Source organism: Streptomyces griseocarneus (genome assembly GCF_014655595.1).
GTDB classification, from domain to species: domain Bacteria; phylum Actinomycetota; class Actinomycetes; order Streptomycetales; family Streptomycetaceae; genus Streptomyces; species Streptomyces griseocarneus.
This window is the reverse complement of sequence record NZ_BNBL01000001.1, coordinates 1-24,428: the sequence shown is the minus strand read 5'-3', so window position 1 is coordinate 24,428 and position 24,428 is coordinate 1. Positions and strand designations below refer to the sequence as shown.

The 24,428-nt window shown below is 72.4% G+C and carries 15 protein-coding genes, 1 tRNA gene and 1 rRNA gene; 3 read left to right on the top strand and 14 right to left on the bottom strand.

From position 1 onward, the window contains the following. Both IE295_RS00080 and IE295_RS00075 read left to right on the top strand, forming a co-directional pair. The gene (locus IE295_RS00080; RefSeq protein ID WP_190061309.1) at nt 1-4,758 is read left to right on the top strand and encodes an ATP-dependent helicase; all 4,758 of its coding nucleotides are present in this window, start codon (nt 1-3) and stop codon (nt 4,756-4,758) included. Between the two features lie 42 nt (nt 4,759-4,800). Next, entirely contained in the window at nt 4,801-5,604 is an 804-nt protein-coding gene (locus tag IE295_RS00075; RefSeq protein ID WP_190061308.1) for a DNA-formamidopyrimidine glycosylase family protein, read from the top strand. 62 nt (nt 5,605-5,666) lie between these two features. Here the strand turns inward: IE295_RS00075 and IE295_RS00070 are convergent, their stop codons facing one another. The 11 genes from IE295_RS00070 to IE295_RS00020 form a co-directional block, all read right to left on the bottom strand. After that, a complete protein-coding gene (locus IE295_RS00070) occupies nt 5,667-5,903 on the bottom strand; it encodes a hypothetical protein (protein ID WP_190061307.1) in 237 nt (78 codons plus the stop codon). Nucleotides 5,904-5,924: 21 nt separating this feature from the next. Continuing rightward, a complete protein-coding gene (locus tag IE295_RS00065; protein ID WP_190061306.1) occupies nt 5,925-6,137 on the bottom strand; it encodes a hypothetical protein in 213 nt (70 codons plus the stop codon). A gap of 11 nt (nt 6,138-6,148) precedes the next feature. Continuing rightward, nucleotides 6,149-6,619 (bottom strand): Dps family protein, encoded by a 471-nt coding sequence (locus IE295_RS00060; protein WP_190061305.1) that lies wholly within the window; start codon nt 6,617-6,619, stop codon nt 6,149-6,151. Between the two features lie 265 nt (nt 6,620-6,884). Next, a complete protein-coding gene (locus IE295_RS00055; RefSeq protein ID WP_086566431.1) occupies nt 6,885-7,268 on the bottom strand; it encodes a helix-turn-helix domain-containing protein in 384 nt (127 codons plus the stop codon). A 109-nt stretch (nt 7,269-7,377) separates the two neighbouring features. Continuing rightward, complete coding sequence (locus tag IE295_RS00050) at nt 7,378-7,902, bottom strand: CinA family protein (RefSeq protein ID WP_372478785.1); 525 nt, start codon at nt 7,900-7,902, stop codon at nt 7,378-7,380. Beyond that, complete coding sequence (gene pgsA, locus IE295_RS00045; protein WP_190061304.1) at nt 7,899-8,525, bottom strand: CDP-diacylglycerol--glycerol-3-phosphate 3-phosphatidyltransferase; 627 nt, start codon at nt 8,523-8,525, stop codon at nt 7,899-7,901. The genes IE295_RS00050 and pgsA overlap by 4 nt, the downstream gene beginning before the upstream one ends. Next, nucleotides 8,522-10,036, bottom strand: a complete 1,515-nt coding sequence (rimO, locus tag IE295_RS00040) for a 30S ribosomal protein S12 methylthiotransferase RimO (RefSeq protein ID WP_190061303.1) — start codon at nt 10,034-10,036, stop codon at nt 8,522-8,524. The genes pgsA and rimO overlap by 4 nt, the downstream gene beginning before the upstream one ends. Before the next feature lie 115 nt (nt 10,037-10,151). Continuing rightward, nucleotides 10,152-11,009, bottom strand: a complete 858-nt coding sequence (locus IE295_RS00035) for a helix-turn-helix domain-containing protein (RefSeq protein WP_372478784.1) — start codon at nt 11,007-11,009, stop codon at nt 10,152-10,154. A gap of 199 nt (nt 11,010-11,208) precedes the next feature. Beyond that, on the bottom strand, nt 11,209-13,947 hold the full coding sequence (locus IE295_RS00030; protein ID WP_190061301.1) for a DNA translocase FtsK: 2,739 nt from the start codon (nt 13,945-13,947) through the stop codon (nt 11,209-11,211). A gap of 116 nt (nt 13,948-14,063) precedes the next feature. After that, entirely contained in the window at nt 14,064-14,750 is a 687-nt protein-coding gene (locus tag IE295_RS00025; protein WP_190061300.1) for a response regulator, read from the bottom strand. Nucleotides 14,751-15,024: 274 nt separating this feature from the next. After that, entirely contained in the window at nt 15,025-20,508 is a 5,484-nt protein-coding gene (locus tag IE295_RS00020) for a HAMP domain-containing protein (RefSeq protein WP_190061299.1), read from the bottom strand. Nucleotides 20,509-20,721: 213 nt separating this feature from the next. Between IE295_RS00020 and IE295_RS00015 the strand changes: the two genes are divergently transcribed. Further along, nucleotides 20,722-23,379 carry a SpoIIE family protein phosphatase gene (locus IE295_RS00015; protein WP_224322920.1) on the top strand — a complete coding sequence of 886 codons (2,658 nt, stop codon included), beginning with the start codon at nt 20,722-20,724 and terminating at the stop codon, nt 23,377-23,379. A gap of 45 nt (nt 23,380-23,424) precedes the next feature. Here IE295_RS00015 and IE295_RS00010 read toward each other — a convergent pair. The 3 genes from IE295_RS00010 to rrf all read right to left on the bottom strand — a co-directional run. Then, nucleotides 23,425-23,500, bottom strand: a tRNA-Thr gene (locus IE295_RS00010). Nucleotides 23,501-23,548: 48 nt separating this feature from the next. Then, nucleotides 23,549-24,244 carry a DegT/DnrJ/EryC1/StrS family aminotransferase gene (locus IE295_RS00005; protein ID WP_190061298.1) on the bottom strand — a complete coding sequence of 232 codons (696 nt, stop codon included), beginning with the start codon at nt 24,242-24,244 and terminating at the stop codon, nt 23,549-23,551. 118 nt (nt 24,245-24,362) lie between these two features. Then, nucleotides 24,363-24,428 (bottom strand): 5S ribosomal RNA (gene rrf / locus IE295_RS34620); the annotation flags it as partial.

Sequence of the window (24,428 nt, the reverse complement as noted above, 5' to 3'; positions counted from 1 at the left end):
ATGGCGAACGACACGGAGCACGTTCCGGCGGACGACCCGGCCGCGTCCCTGGACGCGTTCTCCCCCGCGACCCGCGCCTGGTTCACGGGGGCCTTCACCGCGCCCACGGCCGCCCAGGCCGGGGCCTGGCGGGCGATCGGGGAGGGCTCGGACGTCCTGGTCGTCGCCCCGACGGGTTCGGGCAAGACCCTGGCCGCCTTCCTCGCCTCCCTCGACCGGCTGGCGAGCACCCCGCCGCCCGCGGAGCGGGGGAAGCGCTGCCGGGTGCTGTACGTCTCCCCCCTCAAGGCCCTCGCCGTCGACGTCGAGCGCAACCTGCGCAGCCCCCTCACGGGCATCCGCCAGGAGTCGGTGCGGCTGGGGCTGCCCGAGCCGGACATCCGGGTCGGCATCCGCTCGGGCGACACCCCCGCCGCCGAGCGCCGGGCGCTGGTCACGCGCCCGCCGGACATCCTGATCACCACGCCCGAGTCGCTGTTCCTGATGCTCACCTCCGCCGCCCGCGAGGCGCTCACGGGCGTGGAGACGGTGATCCTGGACGAGGTGCACGCCGTCGCCGGGACCAAGCGCGGCGCCCACCTGGCGCTGTCCCTGGAGCGCCTGGACCAGCTGCTCGCCCGCCCCGCCCGGCGCATCGGCCTGTCCGCGACCGTACGGCCGGTCGACGAGGTGGCGCGCTATCTCTCCCCGCACCGCAAGGTGGAGATCGTCCAGCCGCCGTCCGGCAAGGAGTTCGACCTGTCCGTGGTCGTGCCGGTGGAGGACCTCGCGGAGCTGGGCGGCTCCCCCGTGCAGGAGGGCGGCGACGGCAAGGAGAAGCCGTCGATCTGGCCGCATGTGGAGGAGCGCATCGCCGATCTCGTCCAGGCCCATCGCTCCACGATCGTCTTCGCCAACTCCCGCCGCCTGGCCGAGCGCCTGTGCAACAGGCTCAACGAGATCGCCTACGAGCGCGCCACTGGCGAGCCCCTGCCCGAGCACCACTCCCCCGCCGAGCTGATGGCCGAGTCCGGGGCGGCCAGGGGAGCCCCCGCGATCCTCGCCCGCGCGCACCACGGCTCGGTCTCCAAGGAGCAGCGGGCCCTGGTCGAGGAGGACCTCAAGGCGGGCCGGCTGCCCGCCGTCGTGGCCACCTCCAGCCTGGAGCTGGGCATCGACATGGGCGCGGTGGACCTCGTCGTGCAGGTGGAGTCGCCGCCCTCGGTCGCCTCCGGGCTGCAGCGCGTCGGCCGCGCCGGGCACCAGGTCGGCGCGGTCTCCACGGGCGTGGTCTTCCCCAAGTACCGCGGAGACCTGGTGCAGGCGGCCGTGGTGACCGAGCGGATGCGGCAGGGCGCCATCGAGTCGCTGCGCGTGCCCTCCAACCCCCTGGACGTGCTCGCCCAGCAGATCGTCGCCATGACCTCCATGGACACCTGGGACGTGGACGAGCTGCTGGCCCTGGTGCGGCGCGCGGCCCCCTTCGCCTCGCTGCCGGAGTCCGCGTACTCCGGGGTGCTCGACATGCTCGCCGGACGCTATCCCTCCGACGCCTTCGCGGAGTTGCGGCCCCGCCTGGTCTGGGACCGCGTGGCCGGCACGGTCACGGGCCGCCCGGGGGCGCAGCGCCTGGCCGTCACCTCCGGCGGCACCATTCCCGACCGCGGGCTCTTCGGGGTCTTCCTGGCGGGCGCCGACCCCAAGAAGGGCGGCGGCCGGGTCGGCGAGCTCGACGAGGAGATGGTCTACGAGTCGCGCGTGGGCGACGTGTTCACCCTGGGCACCACGTCCTGGCGGATCGAGGACATCACCCGCGACCGCGTCCTGGTCACCCCCGCCCCCGGCACGCCCGGCCGGCTGCCGTTCTGGAAGGGCGACCAGCTGGGCCGACCGCTCGAGCTGGGCCGCGCGCTGGGCGCCTTCCTGCGGGAGATCGGGGGCCTCGCGCCCGACGCGGCCCGCGAGCGGCTCACCGCCGCGGGCCTCGACCGGTGGGCGGCGGACAACGTCCTGTCCTACCTCGACGAGCAGCGCGGCGCGTGCGGGCACGTGCCCGACGACCGGACGATCGTCGTCGAGCGCTTCCGCGACGAGCTGGGCGACTGGCGGGTCGTCGTCCACTCCCCCTTCGGCGCCCAGGTGCACGCCCCCTGGGCGCTGGCCCTCGGCGCCCGGCTCGCCGAGCGCTACGGCATGGACGCCCAGGTGATGCACGCCGACGACGGCATCGTGCTGCGGCTGCCCGACGCCGACGTGATGGGCCTGGACCTGCTGGACGCCGATCCGGCGCGGCAGGGCGCCGAGTACGACGGCGAGCAGTCCCCCGTGGGGGCCGCGGACGTCACCATCGACAAGGGCGAGGTCGAGCGGATCGTCACCGACCAGGTCGGCTCCTCCGCCCTGTTCGCCTCCCGCTTCCGGGAGTGCGCCGCCCGCGCCCTGCTCCTGCCGCGCCGCAGCCCCGGCAAGCGCACCCCGCTGTGGCAGCAGCGCCAGCGCGCCTCCCAGCTGCTGCAGGTGGCGAGCGAGTTCGGCTCGTTCCCGATCATCCTGGAAGCCGTCCGCGAATGCCTCCAGGACGTCTTCGACGTCCCCGGCCTCACCGAGCTGATGGGGGACATCGAGTCCCGCCGGGTCCGGCTGGTGGAGGTGACCACCACCGAGCCCTCGCCGTTCGCCCGGTCGCTGCTCTTCGGCTACGTCGCCCAGTTCCTCTACGAGGGCGACTCCCCCCTCGCCGAGCGCCGGGCGGCCGCCCTCTCCCTGGACTCCCGGCTGCTGTCCGAGCTGCTGGGCCAGGCCGAGCTGCGCGAGCTGCTCGACCCGGAGGTGCTCACCGAGCTCGAGCGGGAGCTGCAGTGGCTGACCGAGGACCGCCGCGCCAAGGACCGCGAGAGCGTGGCCGACCTGCTGCGCCTCCTCGGCCCCCTGACCGACGCCGAGCTGGCCGAGCGCGGCGCCGAGCCGCTGTGGGCGAAGGAGCTGTCAAACGCCCGCCGCGCCCTGCGCGTGCGGATCGCCGGCCGGGAGCACTGGGCGGCGGTCGAGGACGCCGGCCGGCTCCGCGACGCCCTGGGCACGGCCCTGCCCGTGGGCGTGCCCGAGGCCTTCACCGAGCCCGTCAAGGACCCGCTCGGCGACCTCCTGGCCCGCTTCGCCCGTACCCACGGCCCGTTCACCTCGGCCCAGGCGGCCGGGCGCTTCGGCCTCGGCACGGCCGTCACCGACGGCGCGCTGCACCGGCTGGCGGCGGCCGGCCGGATCGTCCAGGGCGAGTTCCACCCCTCCGGCATCGGCCAGGAGTGGTGCGACGCGGCCGTGCTGCGCAGGCTGCGCCGCCGCTCGCTGGCCGCGCTGCGGCACGAACTCGAACCCGTGCCGCCCGCCACCCTCGCCGCGTTCCTCCCCCAGTGGCAGCACATCGGCGCGCACGGCCTGCGCGGCGTCGACGGGCTGGTGCGCGCCGTCGAGCAGTTGCAGGGCGCCCCGGTGCCGGCCTCCGCCCTGGAGAAGCTCGTCCTGCCCTCCCGGGTGACGGACTACTCCCCCGCCATGCTCGACGAGCTCACGGCGGCGGGCGAGATCGTCTGGGCCGGTGCGGGCGCGCTTCCCGGCAAGGACGGCTGGGTCTCCCTGCTGCTCGCCGACGCGGCCCCCCTGTTGCTGCCCGCACCGCACCCGCTGGAGCTCTCGCCGGTGCACCAGGCGGTCCTGGAGGCCCTGTCCGGCGGCTACGGCCTGTTCTTCCGTCAGATCGCCGACCGGGTCCGCGCGGCGGCCCCGGACTTCGGCGACTCGGCCGGCACCGACGCCCGGATCGCCGAGGCCGTCTGGGACCTGGCCTGGACCGGCCGCCTCACCAACGACACCCTCGCGCCGCTGCGCTCCTTCCTCGGCTCCGGCCGTACGGCAGGCTCCACGGCCCACCGCGCCAAGCGCGCGGTCCCGCGCGGCCGCTACGGCGCCTTCCTCGGCCGTACGGCCGCCCCCGCCCCTCCCGGCAGGCCCACCGCCTCGCGCGGCGGTCCCCCGACCGTCGCGGGACGGTGGTCGCTGCTTCCCGAACGCGAGCCGGACGCCACGCACCGGGCGCACGCCCTGGCCCGTACGCTCCTGGACCGGCACGGCGTGGTGACCCGGGGCGCGGTGGCAGCCGAGGGCGTGGAGGGCGGCTTCTCCGCCGCCTACCGCGTCCTGGCGGCCTTCGAGGAGAGCGGCCAGGCCCGCCGCGGCTACGTCGTCGAGGGTCTGGGCGCCGCCCAGTTCGCCATGGACGGCGCCATCGACCGGCTGCGGGCCGCCGGCACGGCCCGTGAGCGCTCCGGCGGCGCCCCCGAGGCGCCCTGGGACGTCCGGCCGCCGTCCGACCGGCCCGCCCGCCGCCGGGCGGTGGTGCTGGCCGCCGCCGACCCGGCCAACGCCTACGGCGCGGCCCTGCCCTGGCCCGAGCCGCCCGCCGGCGCGAGCCACAAGCCGGGGCGCAAGGCGGGCTCCCTGGTCGTCCTCCTCGACGGCGCGCTGGCGCTCTACGTGGAGCGCGGCGGCAAGACCCTGCTGGCCTGGCCGCAGCAGGAGGGCGACGGCCCGGCGAGCGCCGACGACCCAGGCCTGCGGGAAGCGGCCGCCGCCCTGGCCGAGGCGGCCCGCGCGGGCGCCCTGGGCACCGTCACCGTCGAGCGCGTCAACGGCGCGGCCGCCCTGACGTCCCCGCTGGGGGCCCTCCTGGAGTCGGCGGGCTTCCACGCCACACCGCGGGGGCTGCGACTGCGCGCCGCCTGAGCGAGGGCGACATCATGGGCTCAGGCCCGAAGGAGATGTCCCATGCCCGAAGGAGACACCGTCTGGCGCACCGCGCGGGACCTGCACCACGCCCTGACCGGCGAACCGCTGCTCCGCTGCGACCTGCGCGTGCCCAAGCTCGCCACCGCCGACCTCACCGGCCGCGCCGTCACCGAGGTCGTCCCGCGCGGCAAGCACCTGCTCACCCGCGTCGAGGGGGGTCTCACCCTCCACTCCCACCTGGGCATGGACGGCTCCTGGCGGATCCACGCCCCCGGTGAGCGACCGCGCGGCGGCCCGGCCCACCAGATCCGGGCCGTCCTCGCCAACTCCGGTCACACCGCCGTGGGCTACCGCCTCCTGGCCCTGGACCTGCTGCGCACCACCGACGAGTCCACCGTCGTGGGGCACCTGGGCCCCGACCTGCTGGGCCCCGACTGGGACGCCGAGGAGGCCGTCAGCCGGCTGCTCTCCGACCCCGGCCGCACCGTCGGCGAGGCCGTCCTCGACCAGCGCAACCTCGCCGGCATCGGCAATGTCTACAAGTCCGAGCTGTGCTTCCTGCTGCGCGTCACCCCCTGGCTGCCCGTCGGTACCCTCCCCGACCCGGTCCGCCTGGTCGCGCTCGCCCGGAAGCTGCTCGAGGCCAACAAGGAGCGCACCGCCCGCATCACCACGGCCGACGCCCGCCCCGACCGCCGCCTGTGGGTGTACGGCCGGGCCGAGCGGCCGTGCCGCCGTTGCGGCACCCCGGTCCTCGCCGCCGGGCAGGGCCCGGCCTGCCAGGAGCGTTCCACCTACTGGTGCCCCCACTGCCAGACGGGCCCCGCGCCGCCCACCGGCTGACCGCCCCGGAGGCCGCTGGGCCGGCCGGGTGATCCCGGGCGCCCGGTCGGGGTTCAGCGCCCTCAGGGCTTCCCGGGCCGCGCGTCCCGGCGGCGTTCGCGGCGCGGGGAGCAGTGCACGGGCAGCAGGCTCAGCCCCCATCCGCCGGTCGCGATCAGCCCTTCCGCGAGCCCGGTGCGTCCCGGCTGGAGCAGCAGCCGGAAGACGGCCCAGCACCACAGCCCGCCCGCCACCAACGCGAGCACCCTGACACCGGGCCCCGGGGGCTTCCGGTGGCCCCGGACGTTCCGCCGGACCATGTGTGCCTCCTCGGCCGGGCCTCAGTCGGCCGGCTCGCCGCGCAGCCGGGCCAGCTCGCGCTCCAGCGCGTCGATCTCCCGGTCGCGCCGGTGCAGCTCGACGACCACGCGCTGCTCGCCCTCCCGGACGCCCTCCTGGTAGACCGCGCGCACGAAGACTCCCGCCGTCTCCTGGTCGAGGTCCGAGACCACCGTCAGCTCATCCGTGAAGCGGATCACCGGGTGCTCACACATGGGGGCTCCGCTCAGGCGTCCTCGGCCTGGAACATCCAGTGGTGTTTCTCGAGATCGCCGGTGAGGCCGATGAGGATGTCCTGGGTGACCGGGTCCGGTTCGGCCGTCGCCTCGATGCGCTCGCGCATGCGCGTGATCACCGCACCGAGCGCGTCCACCAGGGTCCGTACCGCGTCGGTGTCCTTGATCCAGCCGCCCCCGACGGGGTCGATGCCGCTGGTCTTGGCGACCGTCTCGGCCCGCCCGTCCGGGGTGATGCCGAGCGCCGAGGCCCGCTCGGCGACCGTGTCCCCGTGCGTGCGCGCGCTCGCGACGACGTCGTCGAGCTGCAGGTGCACCGAGCGGAACCGCGGGCCCACGACGTTCCAGTGAACCTGCTTGGCCACGAGCGAGAGATCGACGAGGTCGACGAGCGCGCCCTGCAGGGCATCGCCGACGATCTTGCGGTCCTGCTCGGACAGAGGGCTCTTCACAACAGACATCCGCTTCCTCCTTCGCCCCGTTGTGTCACTATGGCCCGCTTTTCCCACCATGGCACAGCCAAACCGAATCAGCCGGAGGAAGCCGAACCGGCCCAGGGACGCGAAGACCCGGGCGGCCGGGGGACGCGCAGAGCGGACGTCCGGGGGACGCGAAGACCCGGGCGGCCGGGAGAGGCAAGACCCGGGTATGCGAAGACCCCGGCCGGAAGTTCCGGCCGGGGTCTTGCACGTGAAACAGATGCCGTCCAGGCTGTGTCTGCCCGGATCAGGCCGCGACCACGTCCACGGCCTCCGCAGGGGCCTTGATGGTCACGCGCTCCCCCGGAACGCCCGTCACGGACGTCACGGACACCGAATTGAACATCGGCCGCATCGGCGCGGGTACCGGCTCGCTCGCCGCCGCCGACTGCGCCAGCTCGGCGAGCGACAGCTCGTCACTCACCTCGCGCATGACCTCGGACATCCGTACGTCCAGAGCGTCGCAGATTGCGGAGAGAAGCTCGGAGGACGCCTCTTTCTGACCGCGCTCGACCTCGGAGAGATATCCGAGCGAGACCCGGGCGGACGAGGAGACCTCGCGCAGAGTGCGGCCCTGGCGTTGGCGCTGCCGACGCAGCACGTCACCCAGCAGGCGACGGAGCAGAATCATCGGTGGCTCCCTCCTTGGACCGCGAATCCGGTTCCTTCACGCCCCACCGTACCGTCTCGGGGTGCGGCCGTGCGGGGAGCTATGTCGTGTTCACTCAGGGCTGCAAACATCAATTCCCCCCGTTGTGTTCCGTATCCTTTGCCCTCGCGTTCCCCGTGAGTTCGCGCATAAGCAGCGCGAGGACCGCCCGTACGCTCTGCGCCCGGATCTCCGCGCGGCCGCCGTCCAGCGACAGCCGTCGCACGGCACCCGCTCCGCGCGGCCCGGCGACGGCGACGAACACCGTGCCGACGTCCTTGCCGTCCTGGGGATCCGGCCCGGCGACCCCGGTCGTCGCGACCCCCCAGTCGGCGCCCAGCAGCATCCGTACGCCCTCGGCCATCCGGCGGGCCACGTCGCCGTCCACGGCCCCGCGCTCGGCCAGCAGCACCCCGTCCACGCCCAGCACATCGTGCTTGACGTCGGTGGCGTACGCGGTGACCGAGCCGCGCACCGTGCGGGAGGCGCCCGGTGCGGCGGTCAGCTCGGCGGCGACCAGGCCGCCCGTGAGCGACTCCGCCGCGGCCACCGTCTCGTCGCGCGCCAGCAGGGCCCCCAGGACGTCCGCGGCGGCGCCGCCCACCGCCGCACTCACCGCGCCGGACTCCCGGAGCGCCCGGCCCGGCGCAGGACCAGGGCCTGCTTGACGTAGTCGAGACCGGTCAGGACGGTCAACGCGACGGCGACCGCCATCACCCAGAAGCGCAGGGTGGCCAGCGGCCCGGTGAGCGCGAGGATGTACATGCCCACGCCCACGCCCTGGGCGAGCGTCTTCAGCTTGCCGCCCCGGCTGGCCGGAATGACACCGTGCCGGATGACCCAGAACCGCATCATCGTGATGCCGATCTCGCGGAGCAGGATCACGCCGGTGACCCACCACGGCAGGTCGTCCAGGACCGACAGGCAGATCAGCGCCGCGCCCATGATCGCCTTGTCCGCGATCGGGTCGGCGATCTTGCCGAAGTCGGTGACCAGGTTGTAGGTGCGCGCCAGGTGGCCGTCGAAGAGGTCGGTGATCATCGCGATGGCGAAGGCCGCCCAGGCGAAGGAGCGCCAGGCCGGGTCCTTGCCGTCGTCGTGCATCATCAGCAGCACGAACCCGGGCACGAGCAGCAGCCGCACCATGGTCAGGATGTTGGCGATGTTCCACAACCCGGCCGGCCGCACGCCCGTCGTGGGTGCCGGGCCTCCTGCGGCGGAGGCCGGGAGTCCGCTCATCTGCCCGCCTCCTCGGTACACCCGCCCTCGATCCCGAGCGGCTCGGCGATGAGGTCCACGCCCTCGCTCGCCACCACCTTGGCCACGACCATCCGGCCGGGCGCGGGCTCGTCGTCCATGGTGAGCAGCACCTGGCCGTCGGTCTCGGGAGCCTGGTGGGCCGCGCGGCCGATGACTCCGTCCTCGTCGTCCACACGGTCGACGAGTACCTCGATCGTCTCACCGACGCGCTCCTCCGCGCGCTGCGCGGTGAGCTCCTCGGCCAGCCGGGAGATGTGGGCCAGCCGCTCGGCGACGACCTCGGGGGCGAGCTTGCCGTCGTACGTGGCCGCCTCGGTGCCGTCCTCGTCGGAGTAGCCGAAGACACCGATGGCGTCCAGGCGCGCCCCTACCAGAAAACGCTCCAGCTCCGCCAGGTCTTCCTCGGTCTCGCCGGGGAAGCCGACGATGAAGTTGGACCGGGCACCCGCCTGGGGCGCCTTGCCGCGGATCGTCTCGAGGAGCTCCAGGAACCGGTCGGTGTCGCCGAAGCGCCGCATCGCGCGCAGCACGCCGGGCGCGGAGTGCTGGAAGGACAGGTCGAAGTAGGGCGCGACCTTCTCCGTGGAGGTCAGCACGTCGATGAGGCCGGGCCGCATCTCGGCGGGCTGCAGGTAGCTGACCCGGATGCGCTCCAGGCCGTCGACGGCCGCCAGCTCCGGCAGCAGCGTCTCCAGCAGGCGGATGTCGCCGAGGTCCTTGCCGTACGAGGTGTTGTTCTCGGAGACCAGCATGATCTCCTTCACGCCCTGCTCGGCGAGCCAGCGCGTCTCGCCCAGCACGTCGGAGGGGCGGCGGGAGATGAAGGACCCGCGGAAGGAGGGGATGGCGCAGAACGAGCAGCGCCGGTCGCAGCCGGAGGCGAGCTTCACGGAGGCGACGGGGCTGGACTCGAGCCTGCGGCGCAGCGGCGCCCGGGGCCCGGAGGCCGGCGCGATGCCCTCCGGCAGGTCGGCCGGGGCCTCCTCGGCCGGCTGGGCGTCGGCCGCAGCCTGCGCGTGGCCGGGCAGGGCGACCTTGCCGCCCTGGCCCGCGCCCTGCCGCTCGGCAGGGCTGATCGGCAGCAGCTTGCGCCGGTCGCGCGGGGTGTGGGAGGCGTGGACGCCGCCGGAGAGGATGGTCTGGAGGCGGTCGGAGATGTCGGCGTAGTCGTCGAAGCCGAGCACGCCGTCGGCCTCGGGGAGCGCCTCGGCGAGCTCCTTGCCGTAGCGCTCGGCCATGCAGCCGACGGCCACGACGGCCTGGGTACGGCCATGATCCTTCAGATCGTTGGCCTCGAGCAGGGCGTCGACGGAGTCCTTCTTGGCGGCTTCGACGAAGCCACAGGTGTTGACGACGGCCACATCGGCATCGGCGGCGTCCTCGACGAGGTCCCAGCCATCCGCCGCCAAGCGGCCTGCCAGCTCCTCCGAGTCCACCTCGTTACGGGCGCAGCCAAGTGTGACAAGAGCGACGGTACGGCGTTCGGGCATAGGGCTCAGCCTACTTTGTCCCGGCGCCGCATCCGCTGCCGAGTGGCCGACGGGCGCGGAGAGCCTGATCACCCACCGGCCCGCCGCGCCCCGCGTCGTGCGCCCCCGGCCCCGGTCAGCCCGCCGAGGGGTCGCCCCGGGTGTAGCTCAGCCGCTGGACCTGGCCGTCGTCGCCGAGGTTCTTGACCTCCTTGCCGTTCACGAACAGCTGCACGGCCCCGGCGTTGCCCAGCACCAGGTCGATCCGCTTGCTGTCGGTGAAGGTCTTGGACGCGCCGCGCTTGAGCACGCCCTCCTCCAGCAGCTTGCCGTTGTGGTCCTTGGCCGACATCCAGGTCTGGCCGTTCTCGGCGGTCAGCTTGACGGTGACCTTGTTGGCCGGGACGCCGGCGATGGCGCTGGCGGACGCCTCGGCCTTGGGGTCGGACACCTTGGGGTCGGAGACCTTTTTGGAGCCCTTCTTGACGCTGGGCGCCGCGGACGGCTTGCTGGAGGCCGGGTCGGCCGAGATGGGGCCGCTCTCCGCTCCGCCGTTGAAGAGGGTGAACCCCACGAAGCCGACGACGGCGACGATGGCGGCCACCATGGCGGCCGTCCAGTTGGGCCGCCGGGGCTCGGGGCGGATGCGCTCGGCGTCGAAGAGCGGCGCCGCGGGGGTGGGTGCGGGGCGGCCGCCGTGCTCGGCGTCGTACTGCGCGACGAGCGGGGCGGGGTCGATGCCGGCGGCCCGCGCCAGGGTGCGGATGTGTCCTCGGGCGTAGACGCGTCCACCACAACGGGTGAAGTCGTCCTGTTCGATCGCGTGAATGATCGGAACGCGTACACGGGTGTTCGAACTGACCTCGTCCACGGTCAGTCCGGCGTCGATACGGGCTTGCTGGAGGGATCGTCCGACGGAGGGCCGGTCGTCCTCGATCCGGTCGTCCTCGACGGAGGGCCGGTCATCCTCTTCTGGAGAGTTGCCGATGGACACGTGGGCGCCTTTCGAGCGTGCAGCCACCTGCTGGAGATTCAGTCTAGGGGGGATGCGAAACGGTCGGGCAAGCGGGAAGCCGGACTTTGTAGGCCATCAGAATGCTCTGGCGTAACAGCGGTGGCACATCGCCCCTCCCCCCTCGCTCAACTCCGCTCATGCTCGAGAGAAACGGTTGGTCAGGGATCTTTTGCAGCGGCTAGGAGGCGTCCCCGCGGATGACCGCCAGGACCCCGTCCAGGTCGTCGGGCTTGACGAGCACATCGCGCGCCTTGGAGCCCTCGCTGGGGCCCACGATGCCACGCGACTCCATCAGGTCCATCAGTCTGCCCGCCTTGGCGAATCCCACACGCAATTTCCGCTGCAACATCGAGGTCGAGCCGAACTGGGTGGAGACGACGAGCTCGGCGGCCTGGCACAGCAGGTCGAGGTCGTCGCCGATGTCCTCGTCGATCTCCTTCTTCTTCGCCGTGCCCACGGTGACGTCGTCGCGGAAGACCGGCGTCATCTGGTCCTTGCAGTGCTGGACGACGGCGGCCACCTCGGCCTCGGTCACAAACGCGCCCTGCATGCGGACCGGCTTGCTGGCCCCCATGGGCAGGAAGAGCCCGTCGCCCTTGCCGATCAGCTTCTCGGCGCCCGGCTGGTCGAGGATGACCCGGCTGTCGGCGAGCGAGGAGGTGGCGAAGGCGAGCCGGGAGGGGACGTTCGCCTTGATCAGGCCGGTGACGACGTCGACGGACGGCCGCTGGGTGGCGAGCACCAGGTGGATGCCGGCGGCCCGGGCGAGCTGGGTGATGCGGACGATGGAGTCCTCGACGTCGCGCGGGGCCACCATCATCAGGTCCGCCAGCTCGTCGACGATGACCAGCAGGTACGGGTACGGCGTGAGCTCCCGGCCGCTGCCCTCCGGCGGTTTGACCTTCCCGGCCCGCACGGCCGCGTTGAAGTCGTCGATGTGCCGGAAGCCGTAGGCGGCCAGGTCGTCGTAGCGCAGGTCCATCTCGCGCACGACCCACTGCAGCGCCTCGGCGGCCCGCTTGGGGTTGGTGATGATCGGGGTGATCAGGTGCGGGATGCCCTCGTAGGCGGTCAGCTCGACGCGCTTGGGGTCGACCAGCACCATCCGCACGTCCTCGGGGGTGGCGCGCACCATCAGCGAGGTGATCAGGCAGTTGATGCAGGACGACTTGCCGGAGCCGGTGGCGCCGGCCACCAGGATGTGCGGCATCTTGGCGAGGTTGGCCATCTCGTAGCCGCCCTCGACGTTCTTGCCGAGCGCGACGAGCATGGGGTGGTCGTCCTCGGCGGCGGCCGCCAGGCGCAGCACGTCCCCGAGGTTGACCATCTCGCGGTCGGTGTTGGGGATCTCGATGCCGACGGCCGACTTGCCGGGGATCGGGCTGATGATCCGTACGTCCGGACTGGCGACGGCGTAGGCGATGTTCTTGGTGAGCGCGGTGATCCGCTCGACCTTGACGGCCGGGCCCAGCTCGACCTCGTAGCGGGTGACCGTCGGGCCCCGGGTGAAGCCGGTGACGGCCGCGTCGACCTTGAACTCCGCGAAGACGTTGGTCAGCGCGGCCACTATCGCGTCGTTCGCAGCGCTGCGGGCCTTGCCCGGGCCGCCGCGCTCCAGCAGGTCGAGCGAGGGCAGGGAGTAGGTGATGTCCCCGGCGAGCTGGAGCTGCTCGGCGCGCGCGGGCAGCCCTCCGGTGGGTTCGGGCGCGGGCTTGGTGAGGTCGGGTACGGCGGCGGGGGTCGGCTCGGGCGCGGCCTGTGCCGCGCGTCCGGCGCCGCGGGCGGGCGCGGGGGCGCCGGTCCGGCCGGCGTCCGGCGAGAGCCCGCTGCTGAGGTCGGCCACGAGCGGGGAGGGCTGGACGCCGTGCAGGACGGCTCCGTCCAGCGACGCCGCGGCCGCCGCCGCGATGTCCACCGCGTCGGGCTCGCGGCCCGCCGGGGGTGCCACGGGCGTCCGGCGCGGCGTGCGGCGCTTGCCGAGCTCTTCCGCCTCGGCGGCCTCGGGACCGGTGGCGGGCGCGCGCCGGGGGCGGCGGGCGGGCGCCGCGTCGCGCCACTCGTCGTCGTACTCGGCGTAGGCCTCCTCGGCCCTCGGGTCGTACTCCCCGGGCCGGGGCTCGACGACGCCCAGCCGCACGCCGAGCTCTCGCAGCCGCCGCGGGATGGCGTTGACGGGCGTCGCCGTGACCACCAGCAGCCCGAAGACGGTGAGCAGGGCCAGCAGGGGTACGGACAGGACCTCGCCGACCGAGTACAGCAGGGGCTTGGAGGCGGCCCAGCCGATCAGGCCGCCCGCGTCCTGCAGGGCCTGGGAGCCGTCGCCGCGGCCGGGCGACCCGCAGGCCACGTGGACCTGCCCGAGGACGCCGATGACCAGCGCGGACAGACCGATGACGATCCGTCCGTTGGCCTCGGGCCGCTCGGGGTGGCGGAAGAGCCTCAGGGCGATGACACCGAGCAGTACGGGCACGACCAGGTCGAGGCGGCCGAACGCGCCGGTGACGAGCAGTCTTATGAGGTCGCCCACCGGGCCGTCGAGGGTCGACCAGGTGCCGGCGGCGACGACGAGCGCCGCGCCGAGCAGCAGCAGGGCGAGGCCGTCCTTGCGGTGGGCCGGGTCCAGTCCCTTGGCGCCGCGGCCGACGCCACGGAACAGCGCGCCGGCGCCGTGCGCCAGCCCGGCTCCGACGCGGCGGGCGCCGCCGGGCCGCTTGGGCGCCGCCTTGGCGGCGGGCTTCCTGGCGGCCGCCTTGCGCGCGGGCGGGCGGGCCGCGGACTTGGCGGGCGCCTTCTTGGCGGGTGACTTCGCGGGTGCCTTGGCGGGCGCCTTCTTGGCGGCGCCCCCGGGACGTCCGGCGCGCTGCTTCGAGTTGCCCGCCGTGCTCTGGGAACCCTTGCCGGACGTACGTGAGGCCATGGTGCCGAGATTACCGGTGTCCGCCCTGCGGTACACGTGCGGCCGGTCGTTCACCCATTCGTGTCGTGATGCTGTGGTGACACGGGTGACACGACGTCAAGGGGCGGGGCTACGGGTCAGTTCGGCGCGGGGAGCGGGCTCGCGCCGCTGCCGGTGCCGGGCTCCAGGGCGTCCAGGGCCCGCCGCAGCCCGGTGAGCTTGCGCTCCAGATGGGCGGCGGTGGCGACCGCGGCGGCGTCGGCGGACTCGTCCAGCTGTTTGGAGAGCGCCTCGGCCTGCTCCTCGACGGCGGCGAGCCGCGCGGAGAGCTCCGCGAGCAGGCCGGCCGGCTCCTGGGGTTCTATCGCCCCGCCGCGGCCGGACTGGCCGCTCTCCAGCTGCAGGCGCAACAGGGAGGCCTGCTCGCGCAGCTGGCAGTTCTTCATGTACAGCTCGACGAAGACCGAGACCTTGGCGCGCAGCACCCACGGGTCGAAGGGCTTGGAGATGTAGTCCACCGCGCCGGCCGCGTAGCCGCGGAAGGTGTGGTGGGGACCGTGGTTGATGGCGGTGAGGAAGATGATCGGGATGTCCCGGGTCCGCTCCCGCCGCTTGATGTGCGCGGCGGTCTCGAAGCCGTCCATGCCGGGCATCTGAACGTCCAGCAGGATCACCGCGAAGTCGTCCGTCAGCAGCGCCTTGAGCGCTTCCTCCCCTGACGATGCCCGCACCAGTGTCTGATCGAGCGCCGAGAGGATGGCCTCCAGCGCCAGCAGATTTTCCGGCCGGTCATCGACCAGGAGGATCTTGGCCTTCTGCACCATGCCCCGTCCTCCTCGTCCCGGCTTGGGGTCTCCCCAGCTCGAAGAGCCGGGGGAAGTACCGGGCGCCGCCCCAGGGGACGACTCCCTTGCGCCGCCCGTCCTTGTGCCGGTCATGGTAGCCGCACCCCGGCCGTCACCACACCCTGTCACCGCGATGTCACTGTGCACGTAGCAGAAACGTGGTGGGAGACCAGAAGGTTCCCCGAATACCGGTGCCCCACACGTCCTCGGCCACACTCCGTCAGCAGATCGTCAAATAGTGAACGAGATTCCGTCACTCTGCGCGCATCCACTGCTCCATCACCGTCAGAAGATGGTCTGTATCGACTGGTTTCGTGACATAGTCGGACGCTCCGGCATCGATGCTCTTCTCCCGGTCCCCCTTCATCGCCTTCGCCGTCAGCGCGATGATGGGCAGCCCCGCGAACTGCGGCATCCGGCGGATCGCGGCCGTCGTGGCGTAACCGTCCATCTCCGGCATCATGATGTCCATCAGGACCACCACGACGTCGTCGTGCTGCTCCAGCACCTCGATCCCCTCGCGGCCGTTCTCCGCGTAGAGCACCGACAGCCCGTGCTGTTCCAGCACGCTGGTGAGGGCGAAGACGTTGCGGATGTCGTCGTCGACGATCAGCACCTTCTCGCCGTGGAACGTGCCGCTGAAACCGGTCTCCGCGGGCTCCCCCGCGCCGGTGTGGGCGCCGGTCAGCCACGGCTCGTGCGGCGCGGCGCCCGTACGGGACGTCCGCGCGCCCGGGACCGGGCCCTCGCCGGCGGCGGCCCCGGCCAGCGCCTGGGCCTGCCCGGCCGCCTGCGCGGCCCTGCGGCGGCGCAGGACGAGCCCCGCGGCCTGCCGTGCGGGCGAGCTCTCGATCTCGGGCCGGCCCGGCTCCGCCGCGAGGCCGGCGACGGTGCCGTCGGACTCCGGCTGCGGGTACGCCTGCGGCGGCAGCTCGCCCGGGTTGAGCGGCAGGTAGAGCGTGAACGTCGAGCCCCGGCCCGGCTCGCTTGCCGCGTCGATCTCACCGCCCAGCAGCCGCGCGATCTCCCGGCTGATGGACAGCCCCAGGCCCGTACCGCCGTACTTGCGGCTGGTGGTGCCGTCCGCCTGCTTGAACGCCTCGAAGATGACCCGCATCTTGCTGGCGGCGATGCCGATGCCGGTGTCGGTGACGGAGAAGGCGATCATCTCGCCGTCCGCGTCGCGCAGCGAACCGGCCTCCAGCAGCTGCTCCCGGATGGTGTCCGGCACGTCCGCGCCGGCCGGGCGGATGACCAGCTCGACGGCGCCCGTGTCGGTGAACTTCACCGCGTTCGACAGCAGGTTGCGCAGCACCTGCAGCAGCCGCTGCTCGTCGGTGTGGAGCGTGGCCGGGAGCTCCGGCGAGACCCGCACCGAGAAGTCCAGGCCCTTCTCCGCCGTCAGCGGCCGGAACGTGGCCTCCACGTAGTCCACGAGCTGGACCAGCGCGATCCTGCTCGGGCTGACGTCCATCTTGCCCGCCTCGACCTTGGACAGGTCCAGGATGTCGTTGATCAGCTGCAGCAGGTCCGAGCCCGCGCCGTGGATGGTGTCGGCGAACTCGACCTGCTTCGGTGAGAGGTTGCCGTCGGCGTTGTCGGCGAGGAGCTTGGCCAGGATCAGCAGCGAGTTGAGCGGGGTGCGCAGCTCGTGCGACATGTTGGCCAGGAACTCGGACTTGTAGCGCATGGAGACCGCGAGCTGCTCGGCGCGCTCCTCCAGCACCTGGCGGGCCTCTTCGATCTCGGTGTTCTTGACCTCGATGTCGCGGTTCTGCCGGGCCAGGCGTTCGGACTTCTCCTCCAGCTCGGCGTTGGAGATCTCCAGGGCCTTCTGCCGGTTCTCCAGCTCGGCCGACCGCTCGCGCAGCTGCTCGGTCAGCTCCTGCGACTGCTTGAGCAGCACCTCGGTCTTGGTGTTCACGCTGATGGTGTTGACGCTGGTGCCGATCATCTCGGCGATCTGGCTGAGGAAGTCCTTCTGGATCTGGGCGAACGGCTGGAAGGACGCCAGCTCGATCACGCCCAGGACCTGGCCCTCGAACAGCACCGGCAGCACGATCACATGGGCGGGCGGGGCCTCGCCCAGCCCGGAGGCGATCTTCAGATAGCCCGGCGGGACGTTCTCCACCAGGATCGTCCGCTTCTCCTTGGCCGCCGTTCCGATGAGCGACTCGCCCGGGCGGAAGGAGGTGGGCATGGCGCCCATCGAGTAGCCGTACGAGCCGAGCATCCGCAGCTCGTAGGCGTCCTCGTCGCGCTCGGCCTCCTGCGGGTCCGTGGGCATCGCCAGGAAGAACGCGCCGTGCTGCGCGGAGACGACGGGGGTGAGCTCGCTCATGATGAGCCCCGCCACGTCCTGCAGGTCGCGGCGGCCCTGCATCAGGCCGGAGATCCGGGCGAGGTTGCCCTTGAGCCAGTCCTGCTCCTTGTTGGCCAGGGTGGTCTCGCGGAGGTTGGCGATCATCGTGTTGATGTTGTCCTGGAGCTCCAGGATCTCGCCGGCCGCGTCGACGTCGATCTTGAGGTTCAGGTCGCCCCGGGTCACGGCCGTGGCGACCTCGGCGATGGCCCGCACCTGGCGGGTGAGGTTGCCGGCCATCTCGTTGACCGACTCCGTCAGGTCGCGCCAGGTGCCGTCGACGTCGCGCACCCGCGCCTGGCCGCCGAGCTGGCCCTCGGTGCCCACCTCGCGGGCGACGCGGGTGACCTGGTCGGCGAAGGAGGACAGCTGGTCGACCATCGTGTTGATGGTCGTCTTCAGCTGGAGGATCTCGCCCCGCGCATCGATGTCGATCTTCTTGGTGAGGTCGCCCTGCGCGATGGCGGTGGTCACCATGGCGATGTTGCGGACCTGGCCCGTCAGGTTGGACGCCATCGAGTTCACCGACTCGGTGAGGTCCTTCCACGTACCGCTCACGCCGGGCACCCGCGCCTGACCGCCCAGGATGCCGTCGGTGCCGACCTCGCGGGCCACGCGCGTGACCTCGTCGGCGAAGGACGACAGGGTGGTGACCATCGTGTTGACGGTGTCGGCGAGCTGGGCGACCTCGCCGCGCGCCTCGACGGTGACCTTCTTGGTGAGGTCGCCGTTGGCGACCGCGCCGGCGACCTGCGAGATGTTGCGGACCTGGCTGGTCAGGTTGTTGGCCATCAGGTTGACGTTGTCGCTGAGGTCCTTCCAGATGCCGGTGACGTCGCGCACCCGCGCCTGGCCGCCCAGCTGGCCCTCGGTGCCCACCTCACGGGCGACGCGGGTGACCTGCTCGGCGAAGTCCGACAGCTGGTCGACCATCGTGTTCACGGTGGTGACGAGCTCGAGGATCTCGCCCTTGGCGTCGACGGTGATCTTCTTCGAGAGGTCGCCCTTGGCGACCGCCGTGGTCACCTCGGCGATGTTGCGCACCTGCGACGTCAGGTTGTTGGCCATGAAGTTGACCGACTGCGTGAGGTCCTTCCAGGTGCCGGAGACCCCCTGGACCTCCGCCTGGCCGCCCAGGATGCCCTCAGTGCCCACCTCCCGGGCCACCCGCGTGACCTGGTCGGCGAACGAGGACAGCTGGTCGACCATGGTGTTGATGGTGTTCTTCAGCTCCAGGATCTCGCCCCGGGCGTCCACGTCGATCTTCTGCGACAGATCACCGCGCGCCACCGCCGTGGCGACCTGGGCGATGTTGCGGACCTGAGCGGTCAGGTTGCCCGCCATGCCGTTGACCGAGTCCGTCAGGTCACGCCATACGCCCGCCACGCCCGGGACCTGCGCCTGGCCGCCGAGCCGGCCGTCGGTGCCGACCTCGCGGGCCACCCGCGTGACCTGCTCGGCGAAGGCGGAGAGCTGGTCGACCATCGTGTTGATGGTGTTCTTCAGCTCCAGGATCTCGCCCCGGGCATCGACGTCGATCTTCTGCGACAGGTCGCCGCGCGCCACCGCCGTGGTCACCTGGGCGATCTGCCGCACCTGGGAAGTGAGGTTGCCCGCCATGAAGTTGACGGAGTCGGTCAGCTCCTTCCAGGTGCCGCTGACGCCGTCCACACGCGCCTGGCCGCCCAGCCGGCCCTCCGTGCCCACGTCCCGCGCCATCCTGGTGACCTGGTCGGCGAAGGACGACAGCTGGTCCACCATCGTGTTGACGGTGTTCTTCAACTGCAGCATCTCGCCCGAGACATCGACGGTGACCTTCTGCGAGAGGTCGCCGTTCGCGACGGCCGTCGTCACCTGCGCGATGTTGCGGACCTGGCCGGTGAGGTTGCGGAAGGCGGTGTTCACCGAGTCGGTGAGGTCCTTCCACGTACCCGCGGCCCCCGGCACCGCCGCCTGACCGCCGAGCTCGCCCTCGACACCGATCTCCCGCGCCACGCGCGTCACTTCGGCACCGAAGGACTGGAGCTGGTCCACCATGCCGTTCACGGTGTTCTTCAGCTCCAGCATCTCGCCGGAGACGTCGACGGTCACCTTCTGGCCCAGATCGCCGTTGGCCACCGCCGTGGTCACCTGCGCGATGTCCCGCACCTGGCCGGTGAGGTTGCGGAAGGCCGTGTTCACCGAGTCGGTGAGGTCCTTCCACGTACCCGCGGCCCCCGGCACCGCCGCCTGACCGCCCAGCCTGCCCTCGGCACCCACCTCGTTGGCCACCCGGGTGACCTCGTCGGCGAAGGTGCGCAGCGTCTCCGTCATCTGGTTGATCGTCTCGGCCAGCTGCGCGACCTCGCCGCGCGCCGTCACCGTGACCTTCTGCGACAGGTCGCCGTTCGCGACGGCCGTCGTCACCTGCGCGATGCCGCGCACCTGGGCCGTGAGGTTGCCGGCCATGAGGTTGACCGAGTCGGTGAGGTCCTTCCAGACCCCGGCGACCCCCGGCACCTGCGCCTGGCCGCCCAGCTCGCCCTCCGTGCCCACCTCCCGGGCCACGCGGGTGACCTCGGAGGCGAAGGAGGACAGCTGGTCGACCATCGTATTGACGGTGTTCTTCAGCTCCAGCATCTCGCCGGCCACATGGACCGTGACCTTGCGGGAGAGGTCGCCCTTGGCGACCGCGGTCGTCACCAGCGCGATGTCACGCACCTGGGCGGTCAGCCGGGACGCCATGGTGTTGACGGAGTCCGTGAGGTCCTTCCACGAACCGGACATTCCGCGTACCCGGGCCTGCCCGCCGAGCTTGCCCTCGGTGCCCACCTCGCTGGCCACCCGGGTCACCTCGTCGGTGAACGCCGAGAGCTGGTCCACCAGGCCGTTGACCGTACGCCCGACCTTCAGGAACTCGCCCCGCAGCGGATGCGCCGCGCCGTCCGCGCCCTGGGAGCGCAGGTCCATCCGCTGCTCCAGGTCGCCCTCGGCCACCGCCGACAGCACCCGGCCCACCTCGGACACCGGCCGCACCAGGTCGTCCACCAGGGCGTTCGACGCGTCGATGGCCGCCGCCCAGGCGCCCTCGCAGGCACCGACCTCCAGGCGCTCCGTGAGTTTCCCCTCACGGCCGACCACCCGCCGCACCCGGGCCAGCTCACCGGTCAGCTGCAGATTCCGGTCCGCCACCTCGTTGAACACCGCGGCGATCTCGGCCATCACGCCGTCGCCGGAGACCGTCAGGCGCTTACGGAAGTTTCCGTCGCGCATCGCCTCGAGCGCCGACAGCAACCGGTTCAGCGCCGCGGCGTCCACCTCCGTGGTGCCATTGGGCCGGGACCGTCCGCCCTTCGCGCGCGTGCTTGCGCCCCGCGCCGCTGCGCCAGACTCCACCGTGTCCCTCCCGCTGGGTCGATCATCCTCGCCGGGCTTCCGCTTCGAGCTTTCCCAGTGTTTCACCCCGGCCCTACCAGGCCATAACAGTCGGCAGCATCGCACACGGTCCACCCGCACCCCGCAAGGTGGAATCCCTGTGCACCGCCATCCGCAGACCTGGCGGAGGTAAGTAACCTGGCATCCGGCCAGGGCAATGGAGGGGCGCTGCACATGCGTGAGCAGATCGCCGAGACGTACACGAGGAGACCTGTGATCACCGCGCGGGCAGCCGCCACCTTCGAGCCGGTCGGACGCTCGGTCGCCGCCGCCCGGGCCTTCGTCCGGGACACCCTCCAGGGCTGGGGCTTCCCCGACATCATCGACGATGCCGTCGTCCTGACCAGCGAACTCGTCACCAATGCCGTCGTCCACGCAGGCACTCATGCGGACGTGCTCTGCGTACGTATGAACACCGGCGTGCGCGTGGAGGTTGCGGACCGCTACCCCGAACGCGAAGTTCCGCTGCAGGAACCCGGACGCCAGTTCGGCAGCGTCGACCGCGAGGGCGGCCGCGGCCTGCTCCTGTGCGCGGCCATCGCCTCCCGCTGGGGCGTCGAGTACACCGCCACCGCGAAGACCGTGTGGTTCCGCCTCGACCTGCCCGACCGCCCGGCCGGCACCCGCTCCGCCGGCCCCGCCCTCCCCGCCGAGGCGCTCCCGCTCGCCGACACCCGCGTCCGCGTCGCCGTCGTCCAGATCGACCACACCGGGGCCATCACCGCCTGGAACGACGACGCCCACGAACTCTTCGGCTTCACCCACGACCAGATCCTCGGCAAGCCCCTGACCGACCTCGCCGCCTGGCCCCACACCCCCGGCACCTCCACCGGCATCGCCGAGGCCCTGCGCCTCTCCCGCTGGGAGGGCTCCTACGGCATAAGGGGCGCCGACGGCCGCGTCATCCCCGTCTACGCCTCCCACCTGCGCGTCCGCGACACCGCGGGCGCCCCCTCGACCGTCTGCCTGCTCGTACGGGACGAGGAGCGCGCCGTCCTGCAGAGCCCGCCCCGCTCCTCCGCCGGCGACTCGGGCACCGGCGACCGCGGCACCTCCGCCGACCCCTTCGAGGTCTTCATCGGCTCCCCCGCCCCCGACGACCTCGACGGACTGCTCCAGCGCACCGTCGAACGCGCCCGCGACATGCTCGACGGCGACTCCGCCTATCTGCTGCTCGCCACCGACGACGAGACGGAACTGGAGGTCCGCGCCTCCACCGGCCTGCCCTCCACCCGCCAGCGCTTCGCCCGCGTCCCCGTCGAGGCGGGCACCGGACGCTACGGCTCCGCCCGGATGCCCGCCGTCCACGACGACCTCGCCGCCGTCCCCGGCGCCGTGCCCCTCCTCAACGACACCGGCATGCGCTCGGTCGTCACCGTGCCCCTCAAGGTCGAGGGCCGCCTCACCGGCTCGCTCGGCGTCGCCGCCGAATCGCCCCGGCGCTACGGCAACGAAGAAGCCCTGCGCCTGCAGTTCGCCGCCGACCGCATCGCCCTGGCCGTCGAATCCGCCCGCCTCGGCGAGCTGGAACGCCTCCGCCGCGGCTCGCTCTCCTTCCTCGTCGAGGCCTCCGACCTGCTCGCCGGAACCCTCGACCGGGACCAGACGCTGGCCCTCATGGCCCAGATGACCGTCCCCACCCTCGCCGCCTGGTGCGCCGTCTACACCATCGCCGACCAGTCCTCGGAGCCCGAGCTCTCCTACGTCCTGCACGAGGACGAGGACCGCATCGACGGCCTCAAGGCCCTGCTGGCCAAGGTCGCCCCGCCCGAACCGGTCCCCACTCCCGGCGCCCGCGTCTGGACCGCCCCCACCGAGGCCGCCCACTCCGCCGCCCTGCGCACCTCACTGCGCAGCCTCGGCCTCGCCGACACCACGGGAAACATGCCGGCCCCCGGCACCTCACTCGCCACGGCGGCCGCGGTCGGCGGGGAGACGGTCGTCCTGCCGCTCGTCGCCCGCAACCGCGTCATCGGCATGCTCACGCTCGGCAAGCCCACCGACGACCACTTCCGCCAGGAGATCCTGGAACTCGCCGAGGACCTCTCCCGCCGGGCCGCGCTCGCGCTGGACAACGCCCGGCTCTACAGCGAGCGCACCGCCATCAGCCAGAGCCTCCAGCGCAGCCTCCTCCCGCCCGAACTGCCGGACGTCCCCGGCGTGGAGGTCGAGGTCATCTACCGCGCGGCGGGCGAGGGCAACGAGGTCGGCGGCGACTTCTACGACCTCTTCCCCATCCGCGACGGCGCGTACGGCTTCGCGATCGGCGACGTCTGCGGCACGGGACCGGAGGCCGCCGCCGTCACCGGCCTGGCCCGCCACGCCCTGCGCCTGCTGGCCCGCGAGGGCTTCGGGGGCCCGGCAGTGCTGCAGCGGCTGAACGCGGCCATCCTCGACGAGGGCGCCCGCAGCCGCTTCCTCACGCTCCTCTACGGCGAACTGTGGCCCCAGCCCGACGGCAGCGCCCTCCTGAAGGTCGTCTGCGCCGGCCATCCGCTCCCGCTGCGCCTGCGCCAGGACGGCACCGTCGAGCCCGCGGCCGATCCGCAACCGCTGCTGGGCGTCATGGAGGACCTCGAGCTGTACGAGCAGACGGTCACGCTGGACCCCGGCGACGTCCTGCTGTGCGTCACCGACGGCGTCACCGAGCGCCGCGAGGGTACGCGCATGCTGGGCGACGACGGCCTGACGGACGTCCTGACGACGTGTACGGGCCTCACGGCGGGCGCCGTCGCCGCGCGGATCCTGCGCGCGGTCGAACGTTTCGCCGCCGAACCGGCCTCGGACGACATGGCCATCCTCGCGATGCGCGTGCCCGAACCGCAGGAGTGACGACAGCAAGAAGGCCCCCGCCGAATGGCGGGGGCCTTCTTGTGATGGAGCCCCAAAACGGAATCGAACCGTTGACCTTCTCCTTACCATGGAGACGCTCTGCCGACTGAGCTATTGGGGCCGGCAACGAGATAAAGCATACCCGATGTTCGTACGGGCTTTTGACCACCTAGGCCGCGGCAAGGGGAACGAGTCCGCCCAGAGCGTTGCACGCCGACACCAGCCGCTGCAGGTCCCGCCGCGTCATCTCCGCGTCCACGGGCAGGGCAAGGCATTCGTCGGCGGCCCGCTCGGTCTCCGGAAGCCACAACTCCCGGCGAAAGGGCGGCATGCGGTGCACGGGCGTCTGTACGGGCACGCGGCACCGCACCCCACGAGCGCGGAGAGCACGCGCGAAGGCGTCCCGGTCCGGCCGGCCGTTGCCGGGGACACGCACGACGTAGGAGTCGTAGCGATGCCCCACCTCAGCGGCGATCACGGGCGTGAGGACGCCGGTCAGACGAGAGGTGAGGTACGCGGCGTTGGCCCGACGCCGGGACGTCTCCGCGTCCGTACGAGTGAGGCCGGCGGCATCCGTGGGCTCGACGAGGAGCACACCGTGGGCGTCGGCGACGAGCCGCAGGGCGATCAGGTCGGCAGGGTGACCGAAGAGGTGTACGGGCACGACGGCGGCGGTACGTGGCGTCAGGGCGCCGGCCACCGAGGCCGGGTCGAGGCAGTAACTGCCCGGATCGATGTCGGCGAAGACGGGCAGCGCCCCCACTGCGCGAACCGCCTCCGCGACCGCGGCCGGCCCGTACGACGGCACGACGACCTCGTCCCCGGGCCCCACCCCTGCGGCTGCCAGCCGCTCTTCAGTCCCCATGCCGCGGATGGTGCCCGCGCGACGTTAACGCCGCATGACACCGCACAGTTCATCGTGAAAACAAAAAAGCTCTGACGCGTGAACCGAGGTTCACACGTCAGAGCTTTTTTTAATATTAGTTCGGCGGCGTCCTACTCTCCCACAGGGTCCCCCCTGCAGTACCATCGGCGCTGAAAGGCTTAGC